Consider the following 14216-nt stretch of genomic DNA (forward strand, 5'->3'; position numbering starts at 1 on the left):
GAAAAATTCCATCGATGAATGCCATTAAAAATTATATTCTGCAATGCAAACAGTTCTTTATATATGCAGGTGTATTTAGTTTTGTAATTAATCTGCTTACATTGATGCCAGCGTTTTATATGCTGGAGTTATATGACCGGGTATTAAGTAGCCACAGTAATGAAACTTTGGTTATGTTGACCCTGCTCGTTGTCTTCATGCTGGTGACTCAATACTACGTTGAGTATTTACGCCAGACGCTGTTTTTGCGCACATCTTTGACCATGCAGCGCTTGATGCAAAAAACGGTACTTGCCTGCATGTTGAGTATGAGTGGGCAAAACCGAGCTAACCGCCGTGGTTTAGATGATGTGCATACAGTACAGTCCTTCTTTTCGGGCTCTGGCGTGCAAGCTGTATTTGAAATTCCATGGATTCCTGTTTATTTTTTCGTTTTATATCTTTTTCATCCTTTACTCAGTTTGATGGCATTGGTCGGTACCTTGATTCTTGTGGGGTTGGCTTTTTTAGAGGAAAAGCAAGGCACTGAAAATCAGAAACAAGGGCAGGATGCCTTGAGAAAATCTCAGGATGTATTGGATTCTGCGCTGAATAACCTTGAAGTCATCAATGCAATGAGCATGCGTGAAGTCATCACTAAGCGCTGGTCGAATATCCATGATGCAGCCTTATCGAATAATATTTCAGGCACGACAAAATCTGCTGCTATTTCTGCCTGGTCGCGCCTTGTACGTAACTTGCTCACAACATTAGCCTTGGGTGTTGCTGCATGGTTGGCTATTAATGACCGCACCGTAACGCCTGGGGTGATGATTGCTGCCACCATTATCATGGGTAAGGTGATGATTCCGATTGACCGTGTGATTTCCGGCTGGCGTTTCTTTGTCAAGGCACGGCAGGCATACGCAAGACTGAATAAAATGCTGGATGATTACAAACCTGAAACAGCCGCAGTGACTCTTCAAGAGGTCGAAGGCAATCTCAAAGTAGAGAAACTGGTTTATGCGATCTCCCCTGAACGTGAAATCCTTCGTAATATCAACTTTTCCCTAAAGGCTGGCGAAGCCTTGGGGGTGATTGGGAATAGTGCCGCCGGGAAATCTACGCTGACACGTATGCTGGTCGGTTTGTATAAACCTAACCACGGTGCCGTTCGTCTGGATGGTGCTGATATATTCCAATGGGCGCAAACTGGATTATTGGGCCAGCATCTAGGATATATGCCTCAAGATGTTGAGCTTTTTGCAGGTACTGTCGCTGAAAATATTGCCCGCATGGGGGATGCTACTGAAAATGCTGAAGCTATTATTGAGGCCGCTAAACTTGTCGGGGCGCATGAGTTTATCCTACGATTACCACAAGGTTATGATACAGACATCGGAGATGCTGGTCGCATTCTTTCTTCTGGGCAACGTCAGCTGGTAGGGCTGGCAAGAGCGCTTTTTGGCAACCCCAAGCTGATCGTTCTTGATGAGCCAAATGCTAATTTGGATGGCCCATCAGAGCTTGCATTTATGCGCATGATACGAGAATTGAAGGCTCGAAAAATTACATTAGTGATCGTTAGCCATAAACCAAGTGTATTACGCGATGTAGATAAATTACTGGTGCTTGAGCTAGGGCGTCAACTGAGTTTTGGAGATAGGGACGAGGTTCTACAAAGTGTGGCTAGTAGCAATGAAAGTACATCAGCCTCTCAGGTGTCATTAGTAAAAGGGGCTCAGCCTACATGAGTATCCTAAATGGCATCTTCAAACCGACCATTCAGATCGATGAGTCAGGGCAGTCCACAAGGATAGTCCGTAAAGGGATGTTTGTGGGGATTGTGATCGTGGGTGGATTCTTCCTCTGGGCGAGCATTGCACCATTAAGTGGTGCTGTCATTGCGGAGGGGAAGATCAAGTTCGCGACGAATCGTAAAACTATCCAGCATCTTGAAGGCGGTATCGTTAAACAGATACTTGTACGGGATGGCGATATCGTTAAAGCTGGCCAGCCTTTGGTGCTGTTGGAAGATACAAGAAATAGCGCTGAGCTCAATATTCTTCGGGATCAGCATGATGCTTTGCTGGCAAAAGACGCACGCTTGATCGCTGAAAAGACACTTGCAGATAAAATCAGCTTTCCTTCAGAGTTGTTGACACCTTCTACCCCAAAACGGGTGGAATTGATTAACAAGGAAAATGCGATCTTTTACTCAAAGCGTAAGATATTGAATGACCAGATATCGCTTCTGAAAACAGAGCTATCTCATTCAAAAGATGCTGTAACCGCATATCAAGCGCAGGTCAGTGCAATTTCTGAGAATATTAATTACAGGCAAGAGCAAGTTGCGATGCGTGAAGGGTTAATGCAGAAGAACTTTGTGGGTAAAGCGGATGTGCTGAATTATCGCCAAGCGTTAACTGAAAAGAAAGAGCAACTGGCAGAGAAGAACGCAGACCTTAATAATACGAGAGCCAGGGTTGCTGAATTAGATTTAAGGGCGATTGATGCCAAGAATCAATATATACAGCAGGCCGATAGTGACCTTAAAGAGACGAGCAGTCAGCTTCAAGAGGTCATCGAGCGATTACGTCCGGCAGAAGACTCCATGTTGCGTAGAACAGTGCTAGCGCCTATCGATGGACAGGTGATGTCACTCAAGATAACGACCATTGGCGGTATTGTGAGCCCTGGACAAGCTATGATGGATATTGTGCCGAGCTCAGATGATCTGGTGATTGAGGTAAATGTTAAAAACATTGATATTGATACTGTATTTACAGATCAGGTGGCAGAGATCCAGCTGAATGCCTATAACCAGCGTTCAACGCCTATGGTGTCCGGTAAAGTGACTTATGTTGCCAGAGATGCTATTGAAGATCCGCAAACCAAGATGGTGACCTATCCTGCACATGTGATGATTGATCGAGATGCTTTAAAAAGTCTGCAACATGTCAAAATCGAACCAGGGATGCCTGCAACTGCTTATATCAAGACTCAGGAGCGGAGCATGCTAGAGTATTTAATATCGCCGATTACACAACGTATGCGGCATACGTTCCGTGAAGAGTAGAAAGAGCGGTAAGTCATTGGGCTAGGTTTTTTGATCGTTAATATCTAGCAGTTTTTTACTTAAATTTAGCCTTCCATCATCAAGTGTGACCAATAAACCTTCGTCTTCCCAGTTACGTAACTGCTTGTTCACGCTTTCTCGTGAAGCGCCTACAAGGTTAGCCAGATCGACTTGAGATATTTTCATATCGAATTCGATGTTTTCACCTTTAGGGCTTCCATATTTTAGAGAAAGTAAGCGCAGCATTTTGGCTAAGCGGAATGGCAGGTTCAGAAATACCATGTTTTCCAGAAATTCATTCGTTGAGCGCAACATCTGGCAAAGCACGGTGGTGAGTTGAACGGCAACGGATGGATGCGAAATAAGGAATTGCAGGAAAGAGGTTCGGTCAATGACCAAGAGTTCTGATACTTGTGTGCTTGTGACTGTCGCCGTCCGTGGCTTGCCATCCAGCACGGCGATTTCACCGAATGACGCATTCGGTTCCAGAAAGCCTAATATCAGGGTTTTACCTTCTTCTGATATGTTTTGTACTTTTAACCGACCTTTAATGACGATGAACATGCTATCGCCATGATCGCCTTTAAAGAAGACCGAAGTCTTGTTCGGTATTTTACGAACCTGCGCGAAATCAGCGATTTTGTCTAAGGCTGTTTGTTCAAGCTCAGAAAATAAAAAACTGCCAGATAATAATTGAGTAATCTCAGCTTTGCTATAACGCCCCTGCATCGTGTTATTCCCTTTTTAACCAGCTTTAAGTAATAGGTGATCTGGTTTATTTATTTGATCATTTATTATTGTTTTTATTCATTATAGTCGGCTATAAGAAATTTTTGTATTGAGGATTAGCAGCCATGCTAATAGCGGTGTTTGATTTATTTATAGTAAGCCCTATAAATGTTATTTTTGCTGATGGTAATGGGTGTTAGGATATTGGCAGAACGCGACACAGAAAATAATTCACAATGAAATATCTATTCATACACCAAAACTATCCCGGTCAATTCAAGCATCTTGCCCCAGCTATTGCCGCTATTCCTGGCAATCAAGTAGTCGCTATTGTCGATGATAAAAATAAACGTGCTGCCAGCATCCAAAAGAATGTGACCTTATATAGTTATCCTGCGCCTCAAGGGTCTAGTAAGGAGACGCACTGGTATTTAAGAAATTACGAAGGCGCTATTCGCCGTGGTCAGCAAGTCGTTAGGTTGTTGATGGAGTTACGCGATAAGCAGAAATTTATTCCCGATGTGATTTGTGCGCATGCGGGCTGGGGCGAGGCGTTGTTCCTCAAAGAGGTTTTTCCTGACGCTGTAGTGCTGGATTATTTTGAATTCTTTTATTTATCCGAAGGTTCGGATGTGGGTTTTGACAAAGAGTTCCAGACACAAACCATTGATGATTTTTGTCGGATACGCATTAAGAACTCGACACACTTATTATCGCTAAATAATTGTGATTGGGGGCTTGCGCCGACAAAATGGCAGGCTGGTCAGTTTCCTCCTATTTATCAATCAAAGATCAGCGTGATTCATGAAGGGGTAGATACTGATATCGTTAAGCCGAATATCTATGCAAGCTTTAAGGTGCCACAGGGACCATTGCTAACAGCGGAAGATAAGGTCATTACGTTTGTTAACCGGAATCTTGAGCCTTATCGCGGGTTTCATGTTTTTATGCGTGCACTGCCACAGATATTAATCGATAACCCTGATGCACACGTCGTATTACTTGGTGGGGATGAGGTGAGTTATGGGGCAATGCCTAAAGAGGGCGGTACATGGCGGCATAAGATGATGGCCGAAGTGGGTGATGGTCTTGATATGAAGCGAGTACATTTTGTTGGCAAGATACCCTATGACCAGTACCTTAACCTATTGCAGATATCGTCTGCACATGTCTATCTGACTTATCCTTTTGTATTATCTTGGTCGATGATGGAGTCTATGGCTGCTGGGTGTATCGTGATTGCCTCGAATACGCCACCAGTGACCGAAGTGATGACAGACGGGCATGATGGTTTGCTGTTTGATTTTTTTGATGTGCAGGGGCTGGTAGATAAAGTGGGTAAGGTGCTTAAGCATCCTGAAGATTATGCTCAGATACGTATCAATGCGCGTAAAACGATCGTGGAGCAATACGATTTAAAAACAGTTTGCTTACCTAAACAGGTAGAGCTTTTGCAAACCTTATCTGCCAAAGGTGCGTTACAAGATTGATCGCTACAGGATAGATCACTCGACCTGTTTGATGGTCATGTTGCCTTGAAACAGTCGCACATCCATTCGCCCTAAAAATGACATGCCAAGCAATACATCACCATCCAGCCCTGGGGCGATGACGGCAGCTACATCTTTTGCTTCTACGCCCCCAATCTTTACCGAACCAAGCCTTGTCATATAGGCAACAGTATCGCCATTTGCAGTGCTTGTCATGATTGCATTTCGGCTTGTAAGACCTAGTTTGTCGGCGATTCTTTGCGAGATCGCGACACCGGTAGCGCCTGTATCGACCAATACATCTACGCGTTGACCATTGATCAATGCTTCGGCGCGATAATGCCCATCAGCGCCACGGCGCAATACGACTTCTTCCTTATTACCCAAGCCCGAGAGCTTATTCGGGTTGAGTATCCCATCCATCAAATAATAAAGACCGCCAGCCAGCGCGAGCCATATGATGGAAACGATAATCGTATTGCGGCTCATCTGCTTTAAGTTAGAACGGTAGTTTCACTTGAGGCGCAGCATCAAGAATAATCGCGCGGAATTGTGACTGGATACGTTTCAGTGCATCTTCATTATCAGCCTCAAAACGTAATACGATGACGGGGGTGGTATTGGACGGCCGCATCAGGCCGAACCCATCTGCGTATTCGACCCTAAGCCCGTCTATGGTGATGACATCGGTCGCACCATCGAATACAGCGGTTTTTTGTAGTTGCGCAATCAGTGCATGGGGCTCACCTTCTTGCATGTTGATATGCTGCTCAGGGGTGCTGACACTATCAGGTAGTGCATTTAGTATGGCTGATGGATCGTCAAAACGACTGAGTATCTCCAGTAATCGCGCGCCCGAATACAGGCCATCATCAAAACCGTACCAGCGCTCTTTGAAGAATATATGGCCGCTCATCTCGCCAGCCAAAGCGGCCTTGGTTTCCTTCATCTTGGCTTTTACCAGTGAATGCCCAGTTTTCCATAGCAATGGATTGCCGCCACGTGCGGATATCCATGGTGCGAGATTACGTGTGGATTTAACATCAAAAATGATGGTGGCGGCAGGGTTACGTTTGAGTACATCCTCGGCAAACATCAACAACTGTCGATCTGGGTAGATGATGTTGCCTTCTTTTGTCACGACCCCCAGACGGTCACCATCACCATCAAAAGCCAGGCCAATCTCGGCGTCGCCGACCTTTAATGCCGCAATCAGGTCTTCAAGGTTCTCGGGTACAGAGGGGTCGGGATGGTGATTGGGAAAGTGTCCATCGACTTCGCAGAATAGTTCTTCGACTTCACATCCCAGTGAGCGATAGAGTTTGCCTGCGAAGGCGCCCGGTACGCCATTGCCGCAATCCACTGCGATCTTCATTGGGCGTGCAAGTTTGATATCAGATGCGATACGTTCAATGTAAGCGGGGGCGATATCAAAGGTGCTTTCTGCCCCTGTGCCATGCGTGAAATCATCATTTTGGATTCTGATGCGTAAGCTCTGGATGGTTTCTCCAGAGAGTGTCTCATCTGCCACTACCATCTTGAGACCATTGTATTCCGGTGGATTATGACTGCCCGTAACCATCACTCCGCAATTAGTGCCGAGATGTTGGGCGGCGAAATACACCATAGGCGTAGCGACTAACCCCAAGTTGATGACATTCAGGCCGCTCTTTTTTATGCCTAAGGAAAGTGCTTGAGCCAGAGATGGCCCTGATAACCTGCCATCGTAACCTACGCAAATAGTGGTTTGTTTGCGTGCTGCCGCTTCGCTGCCGATGGCATGGCCTATCGCCTCGACGATCTCTGGTGTTAGCGTCTTATCTACAATGCCGCGGATGTCGTAGGCTTTGAATATCTCTTTTGGGGGTGTCATAGTCTATTTAAGTTCGGTTCTAGGTTGTTAGATCGTTTTAAGGCTGGATTTACTCGGCTTCTTCAATCCACGCCAGTTGAATGCCTTCGAGTATCTTTTCTCCGCATTTTTCAGGGGCATCGTCAAAACCATCAAGATCGAGTACCCATTGGTAAAGATCTGTGAACCTGATGGTCTTGGGGTCGGTATCGGGAAACTTGTCATACAGTTCCTCTGCGATTCGTTGGCTGTCTGTCCATTTCATTTGAATCATCCTTATGAGCGTTTGGCGCGTACATATTGTACTGGCCACGTAATATCGGCTTTTAACTCTTTTGCGGCGCGTAGCGGCCAGTAGGGGTCGCGTAACAGTTCACGTGCAAGCAGTACGACATCTGCTTGGTCAGTCATTAAAATATGTTCTGCCTGAACCGGCTCCGTGATCATGCCGACAGCACCAGTCGCGATATTGGCTTCATTCCTGATCGCAGTCGCAAAAGCTGTCTGATAGCCTGCACCTACAGGTATCTTTGCATCCAGTATCAATCCGCCGCTTGAGCAATCGATGAGGTCAATGCCGATTTGTTTTAGCCATGTTGATAGTTGGATCGACTGTGCGATATCCCAGCCGCCCTCAACCCAGTCTGACGCGGAAATGCGGACGAACATCGCTTTATCCTGCGGCCAGAAATCGCGTAGCTGTTTTGCGATATCCAAAGCTAGGCGGCAGCGGTTCTCTAAGCTGCCGCCGTATTCGTCTGCGCGTTGATTAGATAAAGGTGAAAGGAACTCGTGCAGTAGGTAGCCATGGGCGCAATGCAGCTCCAGCACTTCAAACCCTGCATCCAGCGCACGTTTTGCCGCAGCGAGAAAAAGATGCTTGATCTCATCGATCTCAGCCGTAGATAACGCGACTGGTGTTCCATGCTCAGGCGTGACAGCGATGGCAGAAGGAGCCACTGTTTGCCAGCCGCCTTTTTCTTTGCTCAAGAACTTGCCATCGTTCCATGGCGTATCGCAAGAGGCCTTGCGGCCGGCATGTGCGATCTGTATGCCGGGTATAGCACCTTGTTGCTTAACAAACTCAACGATAGGGCGGAAAGCTTCCGTGTGTGCATCTGACCATATGCCGGTGCAATGTGGAGTGATTCGGCCTTCAGGTGCGATGGCCGTTGCCTCAACAATCACAAGCGATGCGCCGCCAACAGCGCGGCTACCGTAATTGACCAAATGCCAGTTATTAGGAAGGCCATCTGTGGCTGAATATTGGCACATCGGCGATACGAAGATACGATTCTTAAAGGTGGTATTGCGTAACGTAAATGGGCTGAATAATTTACTCATATATTAAAAGCCTAAGATATGAAAACAGGGATATTGGCGATTTTTGCCCGCCACTCAATGGGGCCGCTGGTATGCACTGAATGGCCTTGTGTATCGACAGCCACCGTCACAGGCATATCTTCAACCTCTAGTTCGTATACGGCTTCCATACCAAGTTCAGGGAAGGCGATGACACGCGCAGACTTGATCGCCTGCGATATCAGGTAAGCGGCACCACCAATCGCGATCAGGTAGGTAGACTGATGCTGTTTGATTGCGTTCACCGTGGCTTCGCCGCGTTCGGCTTTGCCAATCATGCCAAGTAGCCCTGTTTTGGTCAGCATCGTCTCGGTGAATCTATCCATGCGCGTCGCCGTAGTGGGGCCTGCCGGGCCAATGACCTCATCTCCTACTGGGTCGACTGGGCCAACGTAATAGATGAACCGATTGGTGAAATCTAGGCCATCAGGCAATGGTTTGCCTTGGGCGATGAGGTCGACGATGCGTTTATGGGCAGCATCACGGCCTGTGAGCAGCTTACCGGAAAGCAATAGCTTTTCACCGGGTAGCCATTGCAGGATATCCTGCTTGCCCAAATTGTCGAGGTTAACCTTGCGCAATGGTGCGCTTGCATCTAATGCAATCTGTGGCCAGTCTTCAAGTTTTGGCACGGGCAGAACGGCTTGGCCGCTTCCATCGAGCGTGAAATGTACGTGGCGCGTTGCAGCACAATTGGGGATCATGGCGACAGGCAGCGAGGTCGCGTGCGTTGCGGTATCCAATATTTTGACATCAAGCACTGTGGTTAATCCCCCTAGCCCTTGTGCACCAATACCCAAGCGATTTACTTTTTCGTATATCTCCAATCGTAACTCTTCCGCACGATTAACTGGGCCGCGTGCGATCAATTGTTGAATATCGATAGGTGCGAATAGCGATTGCTTGGCTAATAACGTGGCTTTCTCAGCTGTGCCGCCAATGCCAATGCCTAAAACTCCTGGGGGGCACCAGCCAGCCCCCATGGTAAGCACGGTCTCAAGTACCCAATCGACGATGCTGTCTGATGGTTCAAGCATGGCGAGTTTCGCCTTGTTCTCTGAGCCGCCGCCCTTGGCTGAGATATTGATATCCACTTTGTCGCCAGGTACCAGTTCAACGTGTACAACCGATGGTGTGTTATCCCGAGTATTTAATCGCTGCCCGGCAGGATCCATCACGATAGAAGCGCGCAGAGGGTTGCTCTTATCTTTATATGCACGGCGTACACCTTCATCCACAAGCGCTTGTAGGCTGAGTTTCGTATCCCAACGTACATCCATGCCCACTCTGATGAATGCAACGACGATGCCAGTATCTTGGCATAGTGGGCGCTGGCCTTGAGCGCAGAGGTAAGAGTTGATTAATATCTGACCAATAGCATCACGGGCTGAGGGCGAAGCCTCACGCTGCCATGCCTCATGCAAGGCTGCAAGAAAATCAGGGGAGTGAAAGCATGAGATATATTGCAGCGCTTGATGAATGCTCGCAATAAAGTCGTCTTGCCTGATTAAACTCATACTTGGCTTAATGGTTGTAAAGTAAATATGGATTATAACGTGCCAAGCCGATAAGCGCAGTCGGGAGAATTGTCTATTACGCACATAAAAAATCCCGCTATCTTTAATAGAGTGTCTGGGTCTCAAAGATAGCGGGAACGGAGCAAAACCTGACCAAAAGGTTTGTATGTATAAATGCAAGTAGTGTTCCATCTATAAAATATAATTAAATCAATATCTTATTTTTTATTGGTGGTATCTTCGGGGTTATATATAACCTGTTGGTTACATATAACCATATTTGTCCCATGCAATTTCTTATGAAGGACTTTCATTCTGTAATTTGCAGGTCATGGTAAAATCCTGTTTTAGCTTAAGTCTCTGTAAAATTAACTGGAAAATTGAATATGTTTAGCACGGCAAAAACCTTGAGCGTTGTTGATCCTGATTTGTGGAAGCAAGTAGAAGCTGAACGTCATCGTCAGGATGAACATATCGAGCTGATCGCTTCAGAAAATTACACCAGCCCTGCGGTCATGCAGGCGCAAGGTTCACAACTGACTAATAAATACGCTGAGGGTTATCCGGGTAAGCGTTTTTACGGTGGTTGTGAGTTTGTCGACCATGTCGAGCAACTGGCGATAGACCGTGTTAAAAAACTATTTGGAGCAGAGTATGCCAACGTGCAGCCGCACTCTGGATCACAGGCTAATCAGGCCGTGTATTTCTCTATCCTTAAACCCGGTGACACGGTGATGGGGATGAACCTCGGGCACGGTGGTCATTTGACGCATGGGTCTCCTGCTAATCTTTCCGGTAAGTTATTCAATATCGTGCCTTACGGCTTAAATGATAAAGAAGAGATCGATTACGACGAGATGGAACGCATCGCCATCGAGTGCAAGCCAAAACTGTTGATCGGTGGCGCTTCTGCATATGCGCTGCGTTTTGATTGGGCGCGCATGGCTGAGATCGCCAAGAAAGTAGGCGCATATTTCATGGTAGATATGGCGCATTATTCTGGCTTGATCGCGGCAGGTGTTTACCCGAACCCGGTGCCGCATGCTGATTTTGTTACATCGACTACCCACAAGACATTAAGAGGCCCTCGTGGCGGTATCATTCTGGCTAAAGCTGAATTTGAGAAGTCATTGAACTCTAACGTGTTCCCAAGCTTACAGGGTGGCCCGCTGATGCATGTGATCGCAGGTAAGGCCGTGGCATTCCTTGAGGCCGCGCAACCTGAGTTCAAGACTTACCAAGAGCAGGTGTTGAAGAATGCCTCTGCAATGGCTAAAACATTGACTGAACGTGGGCTGCGCATCATCTCCGGCCGCAGTGAGTCGCATATGTTCCTAGTTGATTTACGTCCTAAAGGATTGACTGGTAAAGCAGCAGATGCCGCATTGGGTCTTGCACATATCACGGTGAATAAGAATGCGATTCCGAATGATCCTGAGAGCCCGTTTGTCACTTCAGGTATCCGTATCGGTTCGCCAGCCATCACGACGCGTGGTTTTAAAGAGGCGGAGGCGATTGTCGTGGCTAATCTGATCGCTGATGTTCTGGATAACCCAACTGATGAAGCCGTGATCGCAGCGACTAAGGAAAAAGTGCATGCGCTGACCTCGCGTTTCCCGGTGTATGGAAAATAGGCTGGGAAATAACACGTGAAATGCCCGTTCTGCGGTACCGACGATACGCAAGTCATTGACTCTCGCGTCAATGATGAAGGCGATTCTATCCGCCGTCGTCGGCGCTGTGCAGCTTGCGATAAAAGATTCACCACCTACGAGACTGCAGAGCTGCATCTGCCGCAGGTAGTCAAGCAGAATGGGAGTCGTGAAGAGTTTAATCGCGACAAACTTCGGCTCTCATTCACACGGGCTTTGCATAAACGCCCTGTGCCTACAGAATATGTCGACCGTGCAATCGACCATATCGTGCAGAAGATACTTGGCAAAGGCGAGCGTGAGATTGCCGCGCGTGATCTTGGCGAGATCGTCATGCAAGAGCTCAAGCTCATGGATAAAGTCGCGTATATCCGTTTCGCTTCAATCTATCGTAGTTTTCAGGATGTGGATGATTTCCATGACGTGATTCGTGATCTGGATAAACCGCATCGACGTCTCTCGGATAAATCCGACTCATAACCATGTTTTCAGGCTTAGACCATGTCATGATGGCGCAAGCGCTACGCCTCGCCGAACAAGGTCTCTATACTACTAGTCCCAATCCACGCGTTGGTTGTGTCATCGTCAAAGACGGCGTCATTGTCGGTCAAGGTGCGCATCTAAAAGCGGGGGAGCCTCATGCCGAGGTTTATGCGCTTCAGCAAGCTGGCGACCAAGCAAATGGCGCAGACGCCTATGTCACGCTTGAACCATGTAGTCATTTTGGCAGAACCCCGCCATGCGCCGATGCTTTGATCAAGGCCGGTATACGCCGCGTCATCGCTGCGATGGAAGATCCAAACCCAAAAGTTGCCGGTAGCGGTTTAGCACGATTGCAAGCGCATGGTATCGAAACATCTTCTGGATTGATGAAAGCACAGGCTGAAGCGCTGAATCCGGGATTTATTTCGCGTATGACGCGCAATCAACCTTTTGTGCGCAGTAAAATCGCGGCAAGTTTGGATGGTCGAACTGCCCTAGCCAACAGCGAAAGCAAGTGGATCACAGGGGAGGCCGCCAGGCTGGATGTGCAACACTGGCGTGCACGTTCATGCGCAATACTGACAGGTATTGGCACTGTGCTGGCCGACGATCCGCAAATGAACGTAAGAGGTATTGAAACGCCACGCCAGCCTTTACGTGTCGTCATCGATAGTCAACTGCGTATTCCGCTGACTGCAAAGATATTGCAAGGTGGGAATGTCATGGTTGCCTACGCGAATGGCGATCAGGCAAAAATAGAATCATTAGCAAAACTCGGTGTCCAATCTATTAAGCTACCTGCTGCCGATGGTGGCGTGTGCCTGCAAAGCCTTTTAACCCACCTTGCAAGCGTGCAAATCAATGAGGTGATGGTAGAGGCAGGCCAAGGTCTGAATGGTGCTTTATTGGCGCAAAATCTGATTGATGAATTGCTCATATATTACGCGCCCGTCTTGCTTGGGAGTGATGCAAAGGGCATGTTTGGTATCCCCATGCTGAATAACATGCAGCAGCGCATGCAGCTAGATATTCTTGATACTCGGCAAATCGGCCAAGATATACGTGTGAGAGCCAAACCCCACACTCCTTGAACAGGAACCTGATGCTGATCGATACCCACTGTCATCTGGATGCAGGCGAATTTGATCACGACCGTGATCAGGTCGCTAAAGCCAGTCTGGATGCTGATGTCCGGCTCATTGTCGTACCAGCGGTTGAACGTAGTAATTTTGGTACTGTTTCCCAATTAGCAGAGCGTCATCCTCATTGTGCCTACGCGCTGGGTATTCACCCTTTATTCGTCCCCGATGCAAAAGAAGAAGACCTTGGCTATCTTAGGACTGCAATAGAGCAGGGCAACCCTGTCGCTGTGGGGGAGATCGGTCTCGATTTCTTTGTTGAAGGGTATGATCGTGAGCGGCAGGAATATTTTTTCATCGAGCAGCTAAAATTAGCGCGTGAGTTTGAATTACCGGTGATCTTACATGTGCGCCGCTCGGTGGATGATGTGCTTAAATATCTGCGCCGGATTAAGGTGAGTGGGGGTATTGCCCATGCATTTAATGGCAGTAGACAACAGGCAGATGCGTTCATCAAACTGGGCTTCAAGCTCGGTTTTGGTGGTGCGATGACCTATCCGCGTGCTTTAAAGATTCGTGATCTCGCCATTCATCTACCGTTGGAGGCGATTGTTCTCGAGACGGATTCTCCGGATATTCCGCCAGAATGGCTCGGGCATCATGGCAGAAATAGTCCATATGAGTTGCCAAAAATTGCACAAGTATTAGCAGATTTACGGCAAATAAATCTGACTCAAGTGGCTGATACGACAACGAAGAATGCCCTAAATGCATTGCCAAAATTAGCTCAGTTATGCACACCACCTCATGTGCTACTTTAACTTTATTCAAAAAACCATAGCAATCCAATGACATACAGTAAGTCATTGATTTTAAATGTAAAAAAACTAGATTAAAAAATAGGCGTTTTGAAAATTTCCTTATGGAATCATTAGTTACATTTTTAAGTCACAGGTATCCACAAAATTATCCACAGATTTTGTGGATGTTTAAA

At 47.2% G+C, this 14216-nt stretch carries 13 protein-coding genes; 7 read left to right on the forward strand and 6 right to left on the reverse strand.

Annotation, left to right across the window (positions count from 1 at the left end; translation table 11 throughout):
• The first annotated feature begins 14 nt into the window (after positions 1–14).
• Together A7981_RS11450 and A7981_RS11455 are read left to right on the forward strand one after the other, a co-directional pair.
• A complete protein-coding gene (locus tag A7981_RS11450) occupies positions 15–1733 on the forward strand; it encodes a type I secretion system permease/ATPase (protein ID WP_067268291.1) in 1719 nt (572 codons plus the stop codon).
• Positions 1730–3058 (forward strand): HlyD family type I secretion periplasmic adaptor subunit, encoded by a 1329-nt coding sequence (locus A7981_RS11455; protein ID WP_067268292.1) that lies wholly within the window; start codon positions 1730–1732, stop codon positions 3056–3058. The genes A7981_RS11450 and A7981_RS11455 overlap by 4 nt, the downstream gene beginning before the upstream one ends.
• A gap of 21 nt (positions 3059–3079) precedes the next feature.
• On the opposite strand, the gene A7981_RS11460 is transcribed toward A7981_RS11455, so the two are convergent.
• Positions 3080–3787 (reverse strand): Crp/Fnr family transcriptional regulator, encoded by a 708-nt coding sequence (locus A7981_RS11460; protein WP_067268293.1) that lies wholly within the window; start codon positions 3785–3787, stop codon positions 3080–3082.
• A 236-nt stretch (positions 3788–4023) separates the two neighbouring features.
• On the opposite strand from A7981_RS11460, the gene A7981_RS11465 reads away from it, so the two are divergent.
• A complete protein-coding gene (locus A7981_RS11465) occupies positions 4024–5277 on the forward strand; it encodes a glycosyltransferase family 4 protein (protein WP_067268294.1) in 1254 nt (417 codons plus the stop codon).
• Positions 5278–5292: 15 nt separating this feature from the next.
• On the opposite strand, the gene A7981_RS11470 is transcribed toward A7981_RS11465, so the two are convergent.
• Genes A7981_RS11470 through A7981_RS11490 form a run of 5 tightly spaced genes read right to left on the reverse strand, consistent with a single transcriptional unit; the run spans position 5293 to position 10008 of the window.
• Complete coding sequence (locus A7981_RS11470; RefSeq protein WP_067268296.1) at positions 5293–5766, reverse strand: TIGR02281 family clan AA aspartic protease; 474 nt, start codon at positions 5764–5766, stop codon at positions 5293–5295.
• A 10-nt stretch (positions 5767–5776) separates the two neighbouring features.
• A complete protein-coding gene (locus A7981_RS11475) occupies positions 5777–7150 on the reverse strand; it encodes a phosphomannomutase/phosphoglucomutase (RefSeq protein ID WP_067268298.1) in 1374 nt (457 codons plus the stop codon).
• A 49-nt stretch (positions 7151–7199) separates the two neighbouring features.
• Positions 7200–7394, reverse strand: a complete 195-nt coding sequence (iscX, locus tag A7981_RS11480) for a Fe-S cluster assembly protein IscX (RefSeq protein ID WP_067268300.1) — start codon at positions 7392–7394, stop codon at positions 7200–7202.
• Positions 7395–7405: 11 nt separating this feature from the next.
• Positions 7406–8473: an NADH:flavin oxidoreductase/NADH oxidase gene (locus tag A7981_RS11485; RefSeq protein ID WP_067268302.1), complete on the reverse strand. Its 1068-nt coding sequence runs from the start codon at positions 8471–8473 to the stop codon at positions 7406–7408.
• 11 nt (positions 8474–8484) lie between these two features.
• On the reverse strand, positions 8485–10008 hold the full coding sequence (locus A7981_RS11490) for a fumarate hydratase (RefSeq protein ID WP_067268304.1): 1524 nt from the start codon (positions 10006–10008) through the stop codon (positions 8485–8487).
• A gap of 386 nt (positions 10009–10394) precedes the next feature.
• Between A7981_RS11490 and glyA the strand changes: the two genes are divergently transcribed.
• The 4 genes from glyA to A7981_RS11510 are packed head-to-tail and all read left to right on the forward strand — an operon-like array spanning position 10395 to position 14043.
• Positions 10395–11642, forward strand: a complete 1248-nt coding sequence (glyA, locus tag A7981_RS11495) for a serine hydroxymethyltransferase (protein WP_067268306.1) — start codon at positions 10395–10397, stop codon at positions 11640–11642.
• Positions 11643–11657: 15 nt separating this feature from the next.
• Positions 11658–12140, forward strand: coding sequence for a transcriptional regulator NrdR (gene nrdR, locus A7981_RS11500; protein WP_067268308.1), 483 nt, complete (start codon positions 11658–11660; stop codon positions 12138–12140).
• 2 nt (positions 12141–12142) lie between these two features.
• Positions 12143–13234, forward strand: a complete 1092-nt coding sequence (gene ribD / locus A7981_RS11505; protein ID WP_067268310.1) for a bifunctional diaminohydroxyphosphoribosylaminopyrimidine deaminase/5-amino-6-(5-phosphoribosylamino)uracil reductase RibD — start codon at positions 12143–12145, stop codon at positions 13232–13234.
• An 11-nt stretch (positions 13235–13245) separates the two neighbouring features.
• Positions 13246–14043 carry a TatD family hydrolase gene (locus A7981_RS11510; protein ID WP_067268312.1) on the forward strand — a complete coding sequence of 266 codons (798 nt, stop codon included), beginning with the start codon at positions 13246–13248 and terminating at the stop codon, positions 14041–14043.
• The last annotated feature ends 173 nt before the right edge of the window (positions 14044–14216 follow it).

This window comes from Methylovorus sp. MM2, assembly GCF_001648895.1.
Taxonomy (GTDB): Bacteria; Pseudomonadota; Gammaproteobacteria; order Burkholderiales; family Methylophilaceae; genus MM1.